Source organism: Corallococcus sp. AB038B, assembly GCF_003668955.1.
Lineage (GTDB): Bacteria > Myxococcota > Myxococcia > Myxococcales > Myxococcaceae > Corallococcus > Corallococcus exiguus.
Map to the genome: position 1 here is coordinate 237,200 of NZ_RAWO01000010.1, position 18,887 is coordinate 256,086.

Sequence of the window (18,887 nt, forward strand, 5' to 3'; positions counted from 1 at the left end):
ATGCGCCGCCCCATCCAAGCCCCAGCCCGCACGCGCCAAGGAATGGTCATGCCCGTCAAGAGGCGCAATGGCTCCACTGGGGAGCACTTCCGTTCCGCACCAGGCAGCAATCCTTTACCCACGCTGATCACGTCGGGCGGACATTTTTACCGCCGTTCGGGCAGCCCCCTCACGCCAAACCCTTGCTCTTGCTGGGAAAAGGTTTTGGCCAGCCGCTTGCTATCACCTGCCCACGTCAGGCTGGGCGGGAAGGGGCGGATGGGTACTCTCGATTACTACGCGACGATGGCTCGGATGGCGCCTGGGGCGCTCGCGAAGAGCGCGGTCCGCCGGGTCCAGAAGGTCGCACGGCAGGCGCTGTACCGCCGCCGGGAGCAGGTGGACGAAGCGCAGTTGCTGGAGTCCTTCGGCGCCACCCGCGCCGAGGAGCTGGTGACGCTCGCGCTGGATCACCGCACGTCGCGCGCCTGGTGCGAACTGTCGCAGCGCGAGTCCGTTCGCGCCGCCATCCAGAAGCTTCCGGGCGCGAAGGTGCGCACGCTCGAGCGCGCCGAACAGGCGCTCCGTCAGGAGTGGGACGTCTTCGGCATGAAGGTGGCCTTCGGCGAAGGCAAGCCGGTGGACTGGTCCCTGGAGCCGGTGAGCGGCCGGCAGTATCCGGTGGATCCCGTGGAGCGCATGCCGCTGCACGTGACGGGCATGGATCCGAAGTACCCGTGGGTGATGGCCCGGCTGGACAGCGCGCTGGCGCTGGCCCAGGGCGCGTGGGTGGCGGACACCGACGCGGAGCGCTCGCGCTTCGCCACGGCCTTTGTCGCGCAGACGCTGGACTTCCTGCAGGCGAACCCCGTGGGCATGGGCGTCCATTGGACCTGCCCCATGGAGATTGCCCTGCGCGCGGCCAACATCGCGCAGGCGCTGGTGATGTTCGCGGACGCGCCGGAAGTGCGCCGTCCGGAGTTCCTGGTGCCCGTGCTGGGCGCGCTCGCGGAGCACTGCGCTTGGGTGGAAGCCCATCAGGAGGACACCAGCGCGGTGCCCAACAACCACCTCGTCTCCAACTACGTGGGGCTGGCGGTGGTGGGGCTGCTCTTTCCGGAGCTGCCCGGCGCGCCCCGTCAGGTGGCGCTCGCGGCGAACGGCCTGCGCACCCAGATGGAGGCGCAGGTCCACCCCGAGGGCACGTCCTTCGAGGGCTCCATTCCCTACCACCGCCTGTCGGTGGAGTTGTTCACGCTGGCCTTCCTCGTTGCTCGCGGCGCGGGCGTGTCGATGGGCCCCGCGTATGAAGCGCGTCTGCGATTGATGTTCGTCGCGGCCCGCGCGTGGTCTTCGGAATCCGGCCTGGCGCCCCAGATTGGCGACAACGACAGCGGCCGCGTGTTCCCGTTCCAGGAGCGCGAGGACGGTGATCACAGCTACCTCGCGGGGCTGGGCGCGGCGCTCTTCAACGACGCGGGGCTGGGCGGCGGCGTGTTCCCGGACGAGGCGGCGTGGCTCCTGGGCGACGCGGGCCTGGTGCGTTTCAACGCGCTGCCCGTGGCTCCTGCGCCCGCGTCGGTAAGCTTTTCGGAAGGTGGCTTTCACATCTTGCGCGGCGAAGGGGTCGTGCTCACCGTCTCGGCCGGAAAACAGGGGCAGCGAGGCGTCGGAGGACACAGCCACAACGACAAGCTTTCCTTCGAGCTTCACCTCGCCGGCCGCCCCGTCATCGTCGATTCAGGCACGGGTTCGTACACGCGGGATCCGGCCCTGCGCAACGCGATGCGGAGCACCGCGGCGCACAACACGCTTCAGGTGGATGGGGCGGAGCAGGCCCCGTTGGATCCGGCGCGGCTGTTCGCGCTGCCGGAGGATGCCCGGGCTCGCGTCGTGGCCTTCCAGCCCGGCGCGAAGCATGACCGGTTGGTGGTGCGCCATGACGGCTACCGCCACCTGCCGGCCCCGGTAGGGATTGAGAGGACTTTCTTCCTCGACCGGCACGTGCGCGCGCTGGCCGTGGGGGACCGGCTCGTCGGAACGGGCCGTCATGAGGTGGTTGGACGTTTGCACCTGCCGGATGCGCAGGCGCGGTGGTGCCAGCCCGCGGCGGAAGTGGTGGCGCGGGCGGGGCGCGTGCAGGAGGGCCCGGAGGCCTTCGATGCACGGGCCCTGGAGATTGGACCGGCGGATGCACCCGCGGGTTGGGTGCTCTTCGGGCGGGGGTTGGAGACCCTGCTCGTGCCGTCTCGCTACTCGCCCGCGTATGGGCGCGTGGTGCCGGCGGTGTCGGTGGAGTTCCGGAGGCAGCTGACGCCTCCGGCATGGTTGGGGTGGGTGTTCGTCTTCAGGTGATTGGTGTGGGTCGGGACGTGTGAGCCGGCGAGGCCGCACGTCAACTGCTGGGAGTAACGACAATGCGCGTGATGGTTGGCAACCCGTTGCTGGGTCGGATTCAGAATCGGGAAGCGAAGGTGGGCGTGGTGGGTCTCGGGTACGTCGGTCTTCCGCTGGGCATGGCCTTCGCGGAAGCAGGCTTCCCGGTCACGGGGCTGGACGTGGACCAGCGCAAGATCGACAAGATCGCCAAGGGTGAGAGCTACATCAAGCACATCCCCAGCGCACCGCTGGCGGAGCTCACCAACGCTGGCAAGCTCAAGGCGACCAACGACTTCGCGAAGTCCCGCGAGCTCGACTGCGTCATCATCTGCGTCCCCACGCCGCTGACCGCGTCGCGTGAGCCGGACATGACCTTCATCATCCAGACGGGCGAGGCCCTGGCGCCGTACGTGCGCCCCGGCCAGCTCTTCATCCTGGAGTCCACCACCTACCCGGGCACCACCGAGGAGATCCTCAAGCCCCTGCTGGAGAAGAACGGCCTCAAGGCGGGCGTGGACTTCTTCCTGGCCTTCAGCCCCGAGCGCGAGGACCCGGGCAACAAGGGCTTCAACACCAAGACGATTCCGAAGGTCGTGGGCGGCTACTCGCCCGCGTGCCTGGAGGCGGCGGTCGCCCTCTACGGCAGCGCCCTGAAGGAAGTAGTGCCGGTGTCCTCCACGCGCGTCGCGGAGCTCTCCAAGCTGCTGGAGAACATCTACCGCTGCGTGAACATCGCCATGGTCAACGAGATGAAGATGCTCTGCGACCGCATGAACGTGGACGTGTGGGAGGTCATCCAGGCCGCCAGCACCAAGCCCTTCGGCTTCCAGCCGTTCTACCCGGGCCCCGGCCTGGGCGGGCACTGCATCCCCATCGACCCGTTCTACCTGACGTGGAAGGCGCGCGAGTTCGAGTTCCACACCAAGTTCATCGAGCTGGCCGGTGAGGTGAACTGGCAGATGCCGTACTACGTGGTGCAGCGCACGATGGAGGCGCTCAACCAGAACAAGAAGGTGCTCAACGGCGCGAAGGTCCTCTGCATCGGCGCGGCGTACAAGAAGGACATCGACGACTTCCGCGAGTCCCCGTCGCTGCGCGTGATGACGCTCCTCAAGGAGAAGGGCGCGGAAATCGCCTACCACGACCCGTTCGTGAAGGAGCTGCACAAGGGCCACGGCTTCAACATGGAGATGAAGTCCGTCCCGCTCGACCCGGAGACGCTCAACCAGTACGACGCGGTGATGATCCTCACGGACCACTCGCACATCGACTACAACGAGCTGGTCCAGCGCTCGAACATCGTCGTCGACACGCGCAACGCGACCAAGGCCGTCACGCAGGGCCGCGAGAAGATCGTCAAGGCGTAAACGAACAGGGCATGCGGGCAGGAGGGTCCTCGCTTCACGCCAGTCGCGTGAGGGAGGGCCCTCGCCGCGTTTCTGGCTACAGTGCGTGGCCGTGCCCGGCTCCTCCCGTCCCCTGTTCCCGCTGTTCATGGCCGCGTCGCTGCTGATGGGCGCGGCGCCCGCTCCCGATCCTCGCGCTCCGTTGCTGGACGCGATGAGCGCGGAGCTTCAGCGAAACCAGCAGCAGCTCAAGGTGAACGGCCATGAAGCGCCGTACTTCCTGAGCTACGGCGTGAAGGACTACGAGTCGCGGTTGATCCTCGCGCGCTACGGAGCGCTGTTCCAGGACGACGACTACCGCGAGCGCAAGCTGGGCGTGGACGTGCGCGTGGGCAGCTATGACTACGACAGCTCCGTGGCGGACTCGCTCGACTTCGGCTTCAGCACCAGCAAGGGCTCCAGCTTCACCGCGCGCAAGGACGGGCCGCAGGACGACTCGCCGCTCGCGCTGCGCACGGCGCTGTGGCTCGTCACCGACGAGAAGTACAAGGCCGCCCTCTTCCAGTACCTGAAGAAGAAGGGCGAGGACGTCTACTCGGTGGAAGACCCCAAGCGCCCCGCGTCCTTCTCCAAGGAGACGCCGGTCACCTACGTGCAGCCGCCGGTGGCGTTCCCGTTTGATCGCCAGAAGTGGCGCAAGCTGGCGCGCGATGTGTCCGCGCGCTTCAACGCGCACCCGGAGTTGTTCGATTCAGAGGTGCGCATCACCGCGGACAAGGTCACGCGGCTGTTCGTGTCGTCCGAAGGCACGCGCCTCATCACGGAGGAGACGCTGTACGCGTTCCACGTCTCCGCGGTGACGCGCGCGCCGGACGGACAGCTGCTCGACAACTCGCGCAGCTTCTACCTGCCCACGGAAGCGGGGATGCCTGACGAGGCGCGGGTGCACGCGGCGGCGCAGAAGGTCATCGACGAGCTGCTCGCGCTGCGGCAGGCACCGGCCATCACCCCGTACGCGGGCCCGGCCATCCTGGCGCCGGAGGCCGCGGGCGTGCTCTTCCACGAGACGCTCGGCCACCGGCTGGAAGCGGACCGGCAGGACGGCGACACCGACGGCAAGACGTTCAAGGGTCAGGAGGGGAAGCAGATCCTCCCGGCCTTCCTGTCGCTGCGGGATGATCCGTCCCGGCGCGAGGTGAACGGCGAGCCGCTCAACGGCTACTACCTCTACGACGAAGAGGGTGTGAAGGGTCAGCCGGTGAGCCTGGTGGAGAAGGGCGTGCTCAAGGGCTACCTGATGAGCCGTCACCCGGTGGACGGCTTCCCCAAGTCCAACGGCCACGGGCGCGGGCAGGGCACGCTCCAGCCGGTGGCGCGCATGGCGAACCTGCTGGTGGACAGCACGAAGCAGGTGAGCGACGCGGAGCTGAAGAAGATGCTCATCGCGGAGGCGAAGCGGCAGGGCAAGCCGTTCGGGCTCATCATCCGCGACATCACCGGCGGCAACACCAACACGTCCAGCTACGGCTACCAGGCCTTCAAGGGCGTGCCGCGCATGGTGTACCGCGTGGACGTGAAGACGGGCGAGGAGACGCTGGTGCGCGGAGTCGAAATCGTGGGCACGCCGCTGTCGTCCGTGAACCGCATCCTCGCCACGGGGCAGAAGCTGGGCGTGTTCAACGGCTTCTGCGGCGCGGAGAGCGGCAACGTCCCTGTGTCCACCGTGGCGCCCGCGGTGCTGCTCCAGGAGCTGGAGCTGCAGCGCACCATGGAGGGCAAGGACCGGCCGCCGCTGTTGCCCAGCCCGGCCGCCCCTCAGAAGGGGCCGGCCGGACCGGAGGCGAAGAAGGACTAGCCGACCTTCTTCAACACCACGTAGCCGGCGGCGGGGATGTTCACCGGAGTGTTCCCGCCGTTCAGCGTGGCGCCGTAGTTGCCGAAGTTGCCGCCGCCGTACGCGGAGGCGTCGCTGTTCAGCACTTCCTTCCACTGGCCCGGGGGCAGCGGCAGCGAGTAGCCCTCCAGGTTCTTCTGGTTGAGGCTGCCCACCACGAGGAACTCCTCGTTGCCCGACTTGCGCGTGAAGGCCATCACGCTGTCGTCGTTGTGGGTGTAGACGCGCTTCACCTCGGCCGCCGCGCTGAAGGCGTCGCTGCTGTTCCGCAGGCCGATGGAGTCCTTGTAGAAGCTGAAGGACTGCCGGCGGGTGACGTCCAGCATCGCGTCCTTGCGCTCGGAGGCGGGCAGGGCGGCCACTTCACCGAACAGCTTCTTGTCGTCCGCGGAGAAGGCCTTGTACGCGCTGTCCTTCGCGCGCGCGTCCGGGGACAGCTCGAAGAGGCGCTCGTAGGTGGCCTTGGTGGTGTCGTTGAACGTCACCTTGCCGAAGTCCACGCCCTGGCCCACGTCCTGCCAGCTCCAGTCGCTGTCCCAGGTGGACGGGTTGCCCCACTTGAAGTCGTTCTGCGCGCCGAACTCGTCACCCTGGAAGAACATGGGGATGCCCGGGCCGGCCATGCCGATGCCGGCGGCGAAGCGGGCGGCGCCGCGCGACCAGTTGTCCGGGAAGTCGGTGGCGTTCGCGCCCTCCGCGGTGTTCATGGTGCGCTCGGCGTTTCCCACCTCGTCGTGGTTGCTGATGATGGACAGCGCGTGCTTCCAGCCATCCAGGCCGCGCGGGTTCGTCATCAGGTTCACGAACGCGTCCACGTCCGTCTTCATCCCGCGCGAGGCGGCCTGGATCAGACCCGGCTTGCTGTTGTCGCGCACCAGCCGGTGCTGGAACTCCGTGTACCACTGGGCGTCGAAGCCGCCGCCCGTGCCGTCCGACTTCGCCGGGCGCGAGATGTCCGGCTCGTAGTCGAACTGCTCCGCCACGGTCCACGCGTCCGGGTTGATGAAGTGCACCTGGCGGTTGATCTCCCGGAGCATCTCCCAGCCGTCCTTGCCGCCCGTGCCCTTGATGGGCTCCGTGAAGTCGAAGCGCAGGCCGTCGAACTTCAGCTCGGCGATCTGCTGCACGGCGTGGTCCACGAACAGCTGCTTCACCTGCGGCGTGTTGTACGCGGGCACGGCGCCCCACGGCGTGTCGCGCTGCTCGAACTGGCCGGGCTCCTTGGACCAGTTGAAGTAGGGGTTGCTGGGGCCGCCCACGTTCCACAGGCCGTTGTGGTCGCCGAAGACGTGGTTGTAGACGACGTCCGACACCACGTTCAGGCCCTTGCCGTGGGCCGCGTCGATGAAGCGCTTGAGGGCCTCATCGCCCTCCACCCACTGGCCCGTCTCATCCTCGAAGCCGAAGGAGCTCTCCGTGGCCAGGCTGTTGACGCCCAGGTAGCCCCAGTTGCGCGCGCCCTCCACTTCGTTGGTGGGCAGCAGCTCCAGCGTGGTGACGCCCAGCTCCTTGAAGTAATCCAGCTTCTTGATCAGGTCTTCCATCGTGGAGCGGTTGGCGTTGCCCGCCTCACCCAGGAAGCTGCCCGGGTGGAGCTGGTACACCACCCACTTCGACGGATCCTTCTCACGCGGGACGTCGTCGTTCTTGAACTGGAACGTCGTGGGGTCGGTGAGGATGGAGCCGCGGAAGGACACGCCGCTGCCCGTGGTGATCAGGTCGCTCCACGGGTCGTTCTCCGCGGACGCCAGGCGCTCCGTGTCGGAGAGCTTGCCGTCGTTGTTCACGTCGTCGCGCAGGTGGAGCTTGCCCTGCGCGTCCTTGTCGAACACCTGGAACTCGTAGCGCAGGCCGGCCAGCTTCTCCGGATCATTGACGAGCGCCGTCCACGCGCCGGCCTGGTTGGTCATCTTGATGCGGCCGTCGTCGGTGACGTTGCGCGACCAGAAGTCGTTGAGCTTCCCGCCGTGCAGCTTGTCGATGAGCGTGTCGTCGAACTTGCCCAGGCGCTCCTGGAGCTGCTGCTTGTTGAGCGGGTTGCCGTCGCCGTCCTTGAGGACGAGGAACGCGCTGTCCGCGTCCTCCGCGCTGTCGATGTCGAAGCGCATCAGGCCGGTGGCGCCGGTGAAGTAGCGGTCCACCTCCTTGCCGCGCGTGGGGTCCAGGTAGAGCCGGTCCAGGCCGCGCTGCTCGCCCATCATCCGGCGCGCGTAGGGGTCCGGCCGGTCGCTGACCGCGCCCGTGGAGTCCACCACCTCGTAGACGTAGGCCTTGCCTTCCATCTGGGCCCACGCGCCCTTGGCCTGCGTGGTCCAGTTGCCACCCTCGTCGCGCGTCATGGGGATGCGCTGCTCGCGGCCCTGCTTGTCCGTCACCTTCACCTGCACGGCCCGCGCGTCCGGCGCCCAGAACTTGAAGTTCACGTCCTGGCCGGACTTCTGCGCGCCCATCGTGTGGTACGTCGTGGGCGAGTAGGACGCGGTGGACTTGGACAGGTCCAACTTGAGGTTGCCCTCGCCCATCAGCGCCCACTGGTCCTTGCCGGACGGGCCGTCCACGCTGACGCCCCACTCCCAGTTGCGAGCCAGGCCGTCGTCCGCCACCTTCACCGTGGCCTCGTACTTGCCATTGCCCAGCGACTTCATGGGGATGCCGCCGGAGGACCACTGCGCGTTGTAGCGGCCGTCCGTGTCCCAGCTGCCCTTGAGCTTCGGGTTGGTGAGCTCCGCGTGCGGGCCCGCGTCGTACGTGAACGTGATGGTGCGCGTGGTGGGGTTCGCCACCGTCGCGCCGTTCTTCACCGCGGACGTGGGCGCGGCGCCCAACAGCGCGCTCGCGTTGGCGGAGCGGGCCAGGTTGCCGGTGCCGGCCACCGGAGCGCGAGCGCCCGTCGCGGGAGCGGACTCGAAGCCGGACTGGTTGCGCTTCGCGGCGGCGGCCTTCGCGGCGGCGGCCCTCTGCCGCTCGGCCAGCGTGGCGGCATCCGTGGTGGTGTTACCCGTGGTGGGGGACGAGGTGAGTTTCGGGCGGTTGATTTTCGAATCGGTCACGGGGGAGACCTCCGGCGGCCCACGCATAGCGGGCTTGCTCAACTTGTCGGGCTTGGGGCCACCGGAGTTGTGTCCGGTGGCGTGGAAGTGGGCGAGTGTGGGGCAGATGGCGCTGGGAGCTTGGGATTCCCAGGAATTCCGCGCCCTTCCAGGCGTGGAAGGACCAGGGGTGGGGTCAGCCGGCCCCCCTTGAAGCCCCGCAGGTACACGTAGCGGCGGAAGTCGCGGAGGAAGGCATCCACGGGCAGCCCGATGGCCTCCAGGAAGCCTCCGGTGAAGTCCTGGCCCCGGCGCATGGAGGCGAGGACGCCCCGGACGCGCGCCTCTCCGTATCGCTCCATGAGGAAGGTGAAGGCGTGGTGGGCGGCGCCGTAGACGGTGGCGTTCTCGGTCTCGTAGAGCGACTCGGCGCGGGCGAGCGGATCCGCCTGGGGGTACTGGTGGAGGAAGCGGGACAGGTCCTCCAGGCTGGGGACGCGGTAGCCCTGACTGGCGGTGTACGAGGCCATGCCCTCGCTGAACCAGATGGGGATGCCCTTCTTCGTCCAGTCGGACACGGAGGCGGACGCCTGCCACATGAGGCTGTGGGTGAGCTCGTGCAGGAGCAGCTCGTCCACCTGCTTCTGGGTGGCGCCGGAGCGTGTCCAGGTGCGGGGGCTCTGGACCTCCACCTGCTCGTAGCGGGCCCAGGCTCGCAGGAAGTCGTAGCCGGAGCGGCGTGCGGCGCGCTCCAGGGCGGCGTGGTTCGGGTGGATGACCAGGGTGACGGGCTCCTGGAAGGTGCCCCAGCGGGCCAGGCCTGGCGCGGCGTTCTCCACGGCGCGGCGGACCATGTCCGCGGCCTGGGTGTCCTTCGCGGAGTGCTCGAAGAGGAACTCACCGCTGGGAAGCGCCAGCGTGGCGGTGGGGCTGTCGGCCTTCTTCGGCGCGGCGGCGCACGCGGAAAGGAGGAGCGGCACCGCGAGCAGGGCGGGCAACAGGCTCCATCGTCCGGTACCGCCCACCTGCATCCTGCGTCCCTCTAGTTGGCCCCGAGCCAGCGGATCACCGAGCGGCCCACGTCCGCGACGGTGGAGAACGACGCTACCTCCGGGGCGGAGGGGCCGAAGTAGAGCATGGGCACGGCGTGCACGGTGTGTCCTCGAACCGACAGGTCCTCCACGTTGCCGTGGTCACTGCACACCAACACGCGCGCGTCGTGCGGGCGGGTGGCCGCCACGGCGCGCAGGAAGGCATCGAAGGTGTCGAGCGCCAGGCGGGCGGCCGTGAAGTCCTGGGCGTGGCCGGCCTCGTCGGCGAGGTAGTGCTCGAAGAAGGTGAAGTCCGCCTGTCCGGCGATGCGCCAGAAGAGGGCCGCGGCTTCTCCGGGCGTGCGGTGGGGCACGTCCAATCCGTATGCGCGCGCGGCGACGCCAGTGATGTCGTGGGTGAGGCCATCGTCGGCCCTCGCGTCATCCAGCGTGCGCAGCAATTCGCCTCCCGCGGCGAAGGCGAGCTTCGCGGCGGAGGGGCGCACCTTGCGCGCGTCGCGCTCGGACAGGGTGAACTCCGGCGGGGACGTGGATGGGCGCCGGGGAACGCCGAGCGCGTCCAGGTATGGCGCGGGGTACGCGTTGGCGAAGGTGGCGGTGCGGCCCGCGGCCTTGAGGCGCCGCACGATGGAGCGCTCCGCGAGCAAATCCTTCAGGGCGGTGTTGGGGTAGCCCAGCACGTGGCCGCCCACGAGGACGGGGGCGGGGTCTCCGGTGAGGATGGCTGTCTGGTTGGAGGCGGACTGGGGCCGGCCGGGCACGCCGAAGGTGGGGTCCACCGGAAGTCCCACGCCGCCATGGGGCAGGATGGGGGCGGGGGCGTCCTGGAACCAGGCCAGGAGGTGGTCGCGGTCCGCGAGCGGGTTCACGGCCGGGTCTTTCCGTCCGATGCCCACCCCGTCGATGAACAGGACCGCGACGCGCACGGCCTGGAACTGTATCCTCGAATCCGACACGCATGGCCATCCACGGCGACCTCTTCAGCTACCCGCTCCCTGAGTTCCTTCAATGGCTGGACAGCTCCCGCAAGACGGGGACGCTCCAGCTGTCGTGGGAGGCAGGCGAGCGCAAGTTGTTCCTCTTGTCCGGCCAGGTGGGCGCCACCGCGAGCGAAGGCCTGCGCGGCCGGGTGGCCCGCCTGCTGTCGCTGCCGAAGCTGGCGGCGGGCACTCGCGTGCTGGCGGCGTTCGACGAGCTGGCGCGCACGCCGGACGTGGACGCGGCCTTCGACGCGCACGGCGTGCAGGCGCGGTGGGTGCGCGACCTGGGCCGCGAGGAGCTGTTCGCGGCGATGACGGACCTGACCATCGCGGGGCAGGGCACCTTCCACTGGACGGAGGACGCGGACCGCACCGGTGAGGACTGGGTGCCGTCCGACATGAGCATCCGCGAGCTGCTCTTCGAGTCCCTGCGCTGGGTGGACGAGCAGGGGGACGTGGACAGGGCGCTGCCCATCGACGCGCTGAGCGTGAAGGCGCTGGCGCCGCCCAGCCCCAGCCAGCCGCTGATGCACCGGATCATCCTGGCGCTGACGACGACGCCGCAGAACCTGGGGCGGCTGCGGCTGTCCATGGGCGTGTCGCGCTCGTCGGTGACGCGCCGGGTGCACGAGCTGCTGCGCGCGAAGCTGGTGGAGGTGGACGGCGCGCCGCAGGTGGAAGCGGATCCAGTGGCGGAGATGCTGGAGAAGGGCGCGGTGCTGATGCGCGAGGGCCAGTACGACGCGGCCGGCATCGTCTGCGCGTCCCTGCTGGCCAGCGACCCCGCGGACCGGCGCGTGCGCGAGTTCGCGCGCCTGGTGCAGCGCGAGCACGTGGCCGCGCTCTACGCGGACCTGCCGCCGCTGGTGGTGCCGCAGCTCATCCAGGCCCCCCATGCGATGGTGATGCTCAAGCCGGAGGAGCGGCAGATCGCCGGGCTCGTCAGCGGGACGTGGGACGTGTCCACGGTGGTGCTGGCCAGCCCCGCGCGAGAGCTGGAGACGCTCAAGACGCTGGCGAAGCTGCACCGCATGGGCCTGTTGCAGCTCATGCTCCCGCGCTGAGTCTTTGGGGCACGGCCTGGGAGCCGTGCCCCCTGCGAATCACCCGGCGGTCGGAAGCCCCACGGCGTTGAGTCGCACGAAGACCTGCATGAGGACGTAGAGCGCGAACGCCGCGTCATCCACGCGCAGCTGCGGCAGCGTGGACAGCCCCTGCAGGCGCAGCAGGTCCGAACCGTCCACGTGCAGCAGGAAGGCCTGCTGGGCCAGTGAGCCCTCACCCGCGAACGCCATGGCGCGACGGACGGCGTCGGTGCAGGCGGTGACGCAGGTGGTGTAGTCCCCGGCGGTGAAGGCGGCCTCCGCGGCCCGGGCGTGGTCGAAGAGGTCCCCCGGCGCCAGCGCGCTCGTGGGCCCCAGGAGCTTGCTGCCCGTGTTCGGCGTCACGGCCACGGCGGGCATGGCGGCGGGCTCCACGCGAGGCGGAGCGGGCGTCGTCAGCGTGCGGGGCACGGGCGTGGCGGGGATGGTGGCGGCGGTGGGGCTGGCAGGGGCGGGCGGCGTCCCGGCCGGAGGCTGGCGGTTGTGCAGGTGCTGCGAGAGCTGCGCCTCCAGGCCCGCGGGGGGCGTGCCGGGCTGGGCGGGACGGGGCGGCGGGACGATGCGCTTGGCGCGCAGGTCCTTGATGACCAGCCGGGTGATGGTCTTGAGCGCGTCCATCACGCCGCGGCCGTTGGCGGCGGCCGTCTCGAAGTCGGGGACGCCGCGCGGGTTGAGTTCCCGGCGCAGGTCCTCCACGGAGAGGATGTTGTCCAGGTCCCGCTTGTTCCACTGCATCACCAGTGGGAAGCGGTCCAGGCGGATGCCGTTCTCCAGGAGGTTCTCCTCCAGGTTCGCCAGGGACTCGCGGTTGGCGTCCATCGCCTCCGCCTGCGAGTCCGCCACGAACACGACGCCGTCCGCGCCCTGGAGCACCAGCTTGCGGGTGGCGTTGTAGAAGACCTGTCCGGGCACGGTGTAGAGGGCCAGGCGCACGGAGCAATCGCCCACGCGCTCCACCTTCACCGGTAGGAAGTCGAAGAACAGCGTCCGGTCGCCTTCGGTGGCAATGGACATCATCTCGCCGCGGTGGGCCGGGCGAACGGTCTCGTAGACCTTTCGCAGGGTCGTCGTCTTCCCCGACAGGCCGGGGCCGTAGAAGACGATCTTCGCGGCCACTTCGCGGGCCATCAGGTTCACGCTGCTCACGGTGTCAGCTTACCTAGAACGACTCGGCGCCCGGCGCCAGTTGCCGGGCGAACATTCGCGGGCGTTCCGGCCCGGTGCTCGGCCGCGAGCAGGGCGAAGAGGGCCGCTTCCTTCGCCTCTTCGGGGAAGCCCAGCACGTCCAGCCGCTCCAGCGGCACCGGGGCCAGCCGCGCCCGCAGATCCGCCATGAGCACAGGATTCCGCGTCCCGCCGCCGGAGACATACACGGCCTCCAGCCGGGGAAAGCGGGGCCGCACCCAGGTGTCGAAGGCGCGCGCGGTGGCCTCCACCGTGAAGGCCCGCGCGGTGGCCATCAAGTCGTGGGGCCGCTCCGGGGCCGCCGCCCAGAGCCGGTCCACCAGCGGTTCGCCGAAGCCCTCGCGGCCCGCGCTGCGCGGAGGGGGCCGCGCGAGGAACGGATGCGCGAGCAGCTCCTCCAGGAGCGCGGGGATCACCTGGCCCTGGGAGGACAAGCTCCCGTCCCGGTCGCACGCGAGCCGTCCCTTCGTCACCCGGCGCGCCAGGCCGTCCAGCACCATGTTCGCGGGCCCGGTGTCGAACGCGAGCGTGTCGTCCACGTGCTCGCCCACGACGCTGATGTTGGCGATGCCGCCCAGGTTGAGGAACGCACGCGTGACATCCGGCCGTTCGCGGTTCCGGAAGACGGCCCAGTCCAGATAGGGCACGAGCGGAGCGCCCTGGCCGCCCACCGCCATGTCGCGGGTGCGGAAGTCGCTGACGACGGGCAGGCCGGTGCGCTCGGCGATGACGGCCGCTTCGCCAATCTGGAGCGTGGAGGCGATGGCGGACAGGTCCGAAGGCAGGTGGGCCATCGTCTGACCGTGCGAGCCGACGACGTGGACGTCCTCGCGCTTCACACCCGCGCGCGCGATGACGGCCAGCACGGCCTCGGCGAAGCGCTCCCCCAGTTCGAAGTTGAGGGCGCAGAGGCTCCGGGCGTCTTGAGGGCCCAGCACCCGCGCGACCAGGTCCGGCGTGAAGGGATGGGAGACATGCGCGAGCAGTTGGAGCTTCACGTCCGCGCCGGTTCCGTCCACCCGGCACAGCGCCGCGTCCGCCGCGTCCACGCTGGTGCCGGACAGCACGCCCACGCACAGCCGGGGCGGCAGGGAGGGGGAGGGTGGCGTGGCGGGGTGCATGCCCCAAGTCTAAAGGCCCGCTCCCACGGCCGCCGGACCCCGGCCCGCAGGGCACCTCGTGTGTCTGTGAGTGACGCCCACCCTGTCGGATTCTGGAGGGACCGCAGGCCCTCGCCGCCTCAGCGCGTGGGGCGCCGACGCGGCGCTCGGGCGACCGCCGGGCGTTCGAGCCCTCGCAGGCCTGCGTCCTTCAAGCGGCGCCGGGCCTGGGCCGCCGGAAGCCCCGTGAAGTGCATGGCCAGCGCCAGCTTCACGTGGTCCCCCGCGGCCTGGAGCAGCGCCTCTGCCCGCGCGGGAGGTAGATCCGTCAGCTCCGCGACCATGCGCGCAGCTCGAGCCCGCAGCTTCGTGTTCGTGGGGCGCACGTCCACCATGCGCCCCCGGTACACGTGGCCCAGCGACACGAAGGCCGCGGTGGTGATGGCGTTGAGCACGAGCTTCGTCGCCGTGCCCGCCTTCAGCCGCGTGGAGCCCGCCACCACCTCCGGCCCCGTGCGCGCCAGCACCACCGTGTCCGCGCGCATGGCCGGCCCCGGCGGGTTGCAGCACACCAGCACCGTGCGCGCCCCACGCTCGCGGGCCTCGTCCAGCGCACCCCGGACATAGGGCGTGGAGGCCGACGCGGAGATGCCGCACACCACGTCCCGCGCCGTCGCCTGGAACGTCCGCACCGCCCGGGCCCCCGCGGCGACGTCGTCCTCGGCACCCTCCACGGCACGCGTCAGGGCTCGCCGACCGCCAGCAATGGCCGCCTGGACCCGCGTCGCCGGGACACCGAAGGTGGGGGGACATTCGCTCGCGTCGAGCACGCCGAGCCGACCGCTGGTTCCCGCGCCCACGTAGAGCAGCCGGCCACCAGCGTGTAACGCTTCCGCCACGGCCCGGGCCGCCGCCGCGATGGACAGCAACGCCTCACGGACCGCGCGGAGCGCGATCAGGTCTTCTTGATGCAACCGTCGGACGACCGCCTCGACAGGGAGGAGGTCCAGGTCATCCGTACGGGGATGGAGCCGTTCGGTGGGCGGAAGCGCGGACTTTCGAGCGCGCGTCATGCCCACCGGAAGGCTCCCGGACTTCAGGCGGCCTTGGTCACCTTGCCCGCCTTGATGCAGCGGGTGCAGGCCAGGACGCGCTCAATGGAGCCGCTCACGTTCGCCCGCACCTTCTGCAGGTTCGGCAGGGTCCGCTTCTTGGTCTTGTTGTTCGCGTGGCTGACGTTGTTACCCACCAGCGGACGCTTCCCACAGAGGTCGCACTTCCACGCCATGACTGCTAACTCCTTGAAAACTGGGGCGTTCGACAGCAGCCCATAAAAGAGCGGCGGACCCTACCAGAAACAGGCCGGAAATCCAGCCGGATCCGACCCGGGACCTATCCCTTGAGCGGATCCTTCTTCTTCAACATGTCCTGCACCAGCTTCGCGGCGCGCATGCCCGCGAGCAGCTCGCCCTCCAGGCCCAGGCCGGGCAGCACCTCGCGGCCCGCCAGGATCACGTTCTTCGCGGGCGTGCGCTGCTTCAACCCCGTGACGCCCAGGAAGGCTTCCGTTTCGAAGCTGTAGAGCGGGTGGGGCATGAGCCGGCTGCCGCGCACTCCGCCGGCGTCCAGGTAGGGGACCGAGCGCAGCGCGCGGTGTTGCTTCGTGAACGGCATCAGCCGGTCCAGGTGCTCGTCGATGCGCTTCGCCAGCGCCTGGAGGTGCTCCTCGCCCTCTTCGCGCGCGGAGGCCGGGACGAAGGCGCCCGCGCACACCACGCGCACGCCCTCCACGTCCTTGTGCCCGGAGGCCGCGGCCGTGCGCGCCGGGTGCTGCTGCACGAGCAGCGGGCCCAGCTCCGGGTCCTGCGTGTCCACGAGCACCAGCTCACCCATGCCGCGCGGCAGGGCCGCCTCCGGCACCACCCAGTTCACGCTGAAGAGCAGCGACTTGATGTTGGACTGATCCAGGTGCTCCAGCAGGCCGCGGTTGTGCTTCTTGTCCGTCACCAGCCGGCGCAGCGCCCCGGAGTCCGTGGCCGTCACCAGGCACGACGCGCGGTAGAGCGTGTCCGAGCGCACCAGCTTCACGCCGGAGAACTTGCTGCCGTCGAACGCGAGCTCCTCGACGATGAAGCCCGCCGGGTTGTCGCGGCCCAGCACGTCGCCGCCCAGCTCCGTCAGCCGCCGGGTGAGCACGTCGCGCAGGGCGTCCATGCCGCCCGGGTACGTGGACGGCGCGGTGAGCACCTGGGACAAGGCCCGCGTCTGCGCCAGGGGCGCGCCAGGCTTCTCCAGGTGGACGAGGAAGGGCAGCAGGCCGCGCACCAGCGACAGCGCCGGATCCTCGCCCGCGAGCCGGGGCGTGGCGTCCAGGGCCGGGTGATCCTTGATCTGTCCCTTGAGCTTCCAGCCCTCGAAGAAGCCGTCGGGCGGCAGCTGGGGCCCGGCCTTGAAGAAGGCATCGGTGGACTCGTGCTGCGCGGCGCTGCCCGCGAGCGCGCCCTGGATGCCCTCGCCGGCCTCGCCGAACTCGCGCGTCAGCTCCGTGCGGCGGCGGGCGGCGTCCCCGACCAGGTCCACCCGGTTTCGGGGGAGCACCAGCTGGAGCTCCGGCGCGTGGGGGCGCAGCGCGCGGCCGATGGCGGTGGAGAGGCCCAGCTCGTTGAGGGCCTCGTCCACGGCGGGCATCGCCTTGAGGGGCGGCGCGACGAAGGGGGCGTAGGGGAGCACGAAGCCGTCGTGCTCGTAGCCGGGCCCCATGCCGTCGTGTTCCACCAGCAACACGCGGTGGTTGCGCTTCGCCAGGAGCGCGGCGGCGAGCGCGCCTCCGACCTGGCTGCCCAGCACGATGACGTCGTACACGTGCCGGGACGGGCCCGAGGGGAGCTTGAGTTTGGCGGAGGACGTCGACATGGCCGCCGAACACTACACAACGTCACCGCGTCTGGCGCCCTTTTGGCGCCTTCCTGACACGCCCGGGGTGGGGCGTATGTGCCCCCTCAGGCCCTGGACCTGAAGAGGCGCGCGAGCAGTTCCGGGGGCAGCGTGTCGAAGTCCGGGGCGGTGTAGTGGGCCCCCGCGTTCTTCAGTGCCTCCGCGGTCGTGGTGGTGGTGATGCCCACGGTGACCATGCCGGCGTCGCGCGCGGACAGCACGCCGTTGATGGCGTCCTCGAAGGCGAGGCACGACTCGGGGGGCACCTGGAGGGCCTTCGCCGCCGCGAGGAAGATGTCCGGCGCGGGCTTGCCGCGCGTCACCTGTTCAGCGCCGACGACACAGGCGAAGAGCGGACGCACGGAGAGCCCGTCCAGCACCAGCTCGCGGTTGCCGTGCGGCGCGGCGGTGGCCACAGCCAGGAGCAGGTTCGCGTCACGCAGGCGGTGCAGGAAGCCCTCCGCGCCCCGGTGCAACGCGAGGTAGGGCCGGTAGATGGCGCGGTAGTGGGACTCCTTCTCTTCCGCAAGCGCGTCCAGCTCCGCGACGGAGAGGGTGCGGCCCAACAGCTGCGGGAGGATCTCCTCGTTCTTCTTTCCCGCGAACTCGTTCTGGAAGCGTTCCGCGGTCAGGCCATCCAGACCGAGTTTCCGGGCGAGCGTCAGCCAGGCGCGGTTGTGGAAGTCCATGTTGTCGACGAGCGTGCCATCCATGTCGAAGACGGCGGCGAGCAGGGGGGCGGCTGCGGGAGTCATGTTCTCCCCAATACCGATTTCCTCCGCCATGTCACCCCTGAATCTCCCATGCGAGCCCCTTCCGGGCTGATATCCCCCACGCCATGAGCGAGGACGTGCTGCTGGAGACTCGGGAGGCCGTGGGCCTGGTCACCCTCAATCGACCGAAGGCGCTCAACGCGCTCTCCCTGGACATGTGCCGCGCGCTGCATCCCCAACTGGACGCCTGGGCGGCGGATCCGTCCGTGAAGGCGGTGGTGATCAGCGGAGCAGGGGGCCGGGCCTTCTGCGCGGGAGGGGACGTGCGCGCGGTGGCCAGTTCGGTTGCACGGTCGGACATGTCGCTGTCGCGCGAGTTCTTCCGTGCGGAGTACGCGCTCAACCATCGGATCCACCACTTCCCCAAGCCGTTCATCGCGTGGGTGGACGGCATCTGCATGGGCGGTGGGTTGGGGCTGTCCGTGCACGGGGCCTTCCGCGTGGTGACGGAGAAGCTGGTGCTCGCGATGCCGGAGACGGCCATTGGCATCTTCCCGGACGTGGGCGGCGGCTGGTTCCTCCCGCGCTTCCCGGGCGAGGCGGGGACGTACCTGGGGCTCACCGGCGCGCGGTGTGACGCGGCGGATGCGCTGTGGCTGGGGTACGCGACGCATCGGGTGGAGGCCTCGCGGCTGGAGGACGTGGTGGGCGCGCTGGCGGCCGCGGACTGGAGCGGACCGGGGCGCGAGGTGGCGGCGCGTGTGCTGAAGGGCTTCCATCAGGACGCCGGTGTTTCGGGGCTCGCGTCGCGGGCGGAGGTCATCGACCGGTGCTTCCAGGGGGACCGCGTGGAGGACATCTTCGCGGCGCTGGCGCGCGAGGGGATGGCGTGGGCGGAGGAGGCTCGCGCGACGCTGCTGCGCATGTCGCCCACGAGCCTGCGGGTGACGCTGCGGCAGCTGCGCATCGGGCGTGGCCAGGACTACGACGCGACGGCGCGCATGGAGTACCGGTTGAGCCAGGCGCTGACGCAGCGGCCGGACTTCCAGGAAGGGATCCGCGCGGTGCTGGTGGACAAGGATCAGAAGCCGCGCTGGAGCCCGGCCACGCTCGCGGAGGTGACGGACTCGGAGGTGGAGGCGTGCTTCGCGCCTCGGCCGGGTGACGAGCTGGAGTTGCCCGTGTTGGGCTGA

14 protein-coding genes are annotated in these 18,887 nt (G+C 69.9%); 5 read left to right on the forward strand and 9 right to left on the reverse strand.

Going from position 1 to position 18,887, the window contains the following annotated elements; genetic code table 11:
• The first annotated feature begins 258 nt into the window (after nt 1-258).
• The 3 genes from D7Y04_RS31115 (at nt 259) to D7Y04_RS31125 (ending at nt 5,559) form a co-directional block, all read left to right on the forward strand.
• The gene (locus D7Y04_RS31115) at nt 259-2,334 is read left to right on the forward strand and encodes an alginate lyase family protein (protein WP_172817807.1); all 2,076 of its coding nucleotides are present in this window, start codon (nt 259-261) and stop codon (nt 2,332-2,334) included.
• 71 nt (nt 2,335-2,405) lie between these two features.
• Nucleotides 2,406-3,725 carry a nucleotide sugar dehydrogenase gene (locus D7Y04_RS31120; protein ID WP_121761686.1) on the forward strand — a complete coding sequence of 440 codons (1,320 nt, stop codon included), beginning with the start codon at nt 2,406-2,408 and terminating at the stop codon, nt 3,723-3,725.
• A 127-nt stretch (nt 3,726-3,852) separates the two neighbouring features.
• The gene (locus D7Y04_RS31125) at nt 3,853-5,559 is read left to right on the forward strand and encodes a TldD/PmbA family protein (protein ID WP_121761687.1); all 1,707 of its coding nucleotides are present in this window, start codon (nt 3,853-3,855) and stop codon (nt 5,557-5,559) included.
• Here the strand turns inward: D7Y04_RS31125 and D7Y04_RS31130 are convergent.
• The 3 genes from D7Y04_RS31130 to D7Y04_RS31140 are packed head-to-tail and all read right to left on the reverse strand — an operon-like array spanning nt 5,556 to nt 10,605.
• Nucleotides 5,556-8,648, reverse strand: coding sequence for an alpha-amylase family glycosyl hydrolase (locus D7Y04_RS31130; RefSeq protein ID WP_121761688.1), 3,093 nt, complete (start codon nt 8,646-8,648; stop codon nt 5,556-5,558). The genes D7Y04_RS31125 and D7Y04_RS31130 overlap by 4 nt on opposite strands.
• Before the next feature lie 38 nt (nt 8,649-8,686).
• Complete coding sequence (locus tag D7Y04_RS31135; protein WP_121761623.1) at nt 8,687-9,658, reverse strand: hypothetical protein; 972 nt, start codon at nt 9,656-9,658, stop codon at nt 8,687-8,689.
• An 11-nt stretch (nt 9,659-9,669) separates the two neighbouring features.
• Nucleotides 9,670-10,605 (reverse strand): metalloenzyme, encoded by a 936-nt coding sequence (locus D7Y04_RS31140; RefSeq protein WP_121761624.1) that lies wholly within the window; start codon nt 10,603-10,605, stop codon nt 9,670-9,672.
• 32 nt (nt 10,606-10,637) lie between these two features.
• Here D7Y04_RS31140 and D7Y04_RS31145 point away from each other — a divergent pair, with 32 nt between their 5' ends.
• Nucleotides 10,638-11,723, forward strand: a complete 1,086-nt coding sequence (locus D7Y04_RS31145) for a DUF4388 domain-containing protein (RefSeq protein ID WP_120594220.1) — start codon at nt 10,638-10,640, stop codon at nt 11,721-11,723.
• Between the two features lie 39 nt (nt 11,724-11,762).
• Here the strand turns inward: D7Y04_RS31145 and D7Y04_RS31150 are convergent, their stop codons facing one another.
• From D7Y04_RS31150 to D7Y04_RS31175, 6 genes are all read right to left on the reverse strand, one after another.
• Nucleotides 11,763-12,908: an ATP/GTP-binding protein gene (locus D7Y04_RS31150; RefSeq protein ID WP_121761625.1), complete on the reverse strand. Its 1,146-nt coding sequence runs from the start codon at nt 12,906-12,908 to the stop codon at nt 11,763-11,765.
• Entirely contained in the window at nt 12,905-14,068 is a 1,164-nt protein-coding gene (locus D7Y04_RS31155) for an anhydro-N-acetylmuramic acid kinase (protein ID WP_121761626.1), read from the reverse strand. Before D7Y04_RS31155 ends, D7Y04_RS31150 begins: the two co-directional genes overlap by 4 nt.
• Nucleotides 14,069-14,187: 119 nt before the next feature.
• On the reverse strand, nt 14,188-15,120 hold the full coding sequence (gene murQ, locus D7Y04_RS31160; RefSeq protein WP_121761627.1) for an N-acetylmuramic acid 6-phosphate etherase: 933 nt from the start codon (nt 15,118-15,120) through the stop codon (nt 14,188-14,190).
• 23 nt (nt 15,121-15,143) lie between these two features.
• Entirely contained in the window at nt 15,144-15,335 is a 192-nt protein-coding gene (gene rpmB, locus D7Y04_RS31165) for a 50S ribosomal protein L28 (RefSeq protein ID WP_014398134.1), read from the reverse strand.
• Between the two features lie 104 nt (nt 15,336-15,439).
• Nucleotides 15,440-16,960 (reverse strand): NAD(P)-binding protein, encoded by a 1,521-nt coding sequence (locus tag D7Y04_RS31170; protein ID WP_120594651.1) that lies wholly within the window; start codon nt 16,958-16,960, stop codon nt 15,440-15,442.
• Nucleotides 16,961-17,046: 86 nt separating this feature from the next.
• On the reverse strand, nt 17,047-17,736 hold the full coding sequence (locus tag D7Y04_RS31175; protein WP_120594660.1) for an HAD family phosphatase: 690 nt from the start codon (nt 17,734-17,736) through the stop codon (nt 17,047-17,049).
• A gap of 83 nt (nt 17,737-17,819) precedes the next feature.
• Here D7Y04_RS31175 and D7Y04_RS31180 point away from each other — a divergent pair, with 83 nt between their 5' ends.
• Nucleotides 17,820-18,887: an enoyl-CoA hydratase/isomerase family protein gene (locus D7Y04_RS31180; protein ID WP_121761628.1), complete on the forward strand. Its 1,068-nt coding sequence runs from the start codon at nt 17,820-17,822 to the stop codon at nt 18,885-18,887.

Coding starts and splice junctions, on each gene's coding strand:
- D7Y04_RS31115 (WP_172817807.1), top strand. CDS start 259: ATGGGTACTCTCGATTACTACGCGACGATGGCTCGGATGGCGCCTGGG.
- D7Y04_RS31120 (WP_121761686.1), top strand. CDS start 2,406: ATGGTTGGCAACCCGTTGCTGGGTCGGATTCAGAATCGGGAAGCGAAG.
- D7Y04_RS31125 (WP_121761687.1), top strand. CDS start 3,853: ATGGCCGCGTCGCTGCTGATGGGCGCGGCGCCCGCTCCCGATCCTCGC.
- D7Y04_RS31135 (WP_121761623.1), bottom strand. CDS start 9,658: ATGCAGGTGGGCGGTACCGGACGATGGAGCCTGTTGCCCGCCCTGCTC.
- D7Y04_RS31145 (WP_120594220.1), top strand. CDS start 10,638: ATGGCCATCCACGGCGACCTCTTCAGCTACCCGCTCCCTGAGTTCCTT.
- D7Y04_RS31155 (WP_121761626.1), bottom strand. CDS start 14,068: ATGCACCCCGCCACGCCACCCTCCCCCTCCCTGCCGCCCCGGCTGTGC.
- murQ (WP_121761627.1), bottom strand. CDS start 15,120: ATGACGCGCGCTCGAAAGTCCGCGCTTCCGCCCACCGAACGGCTCCAT.
- rpmB (WP_014398134.1), bottom strand. CDS start 15,335: ATGGCGTGGAAGTGCGACCTCTGTGGGAAGCGTCCGCTGGTGGGTAAC.
- D7Y04_RS31170 (WP_120594651.1), bottom strand. CDS start 16,960: ATGTCGACGTCCTCCGCCAAACTCAAGCTCCCCTCGGGCCCGTCCCGG.
- D7Y04_RS31175 (WP_120594660.1), bottom strand. CDS start 17,736: ATGACTCCCGCAGCCGCCCCCCTGCTCGCCGCCGTCTTCGACATGGAT.
- D7Y04_RS31180 (WP_121761628.1), top strand. CDS start 17,820: ATGAGCGAGGACGTGCTGCTGGAGACTCGGGAGGCCGTGGGCCTGGTC.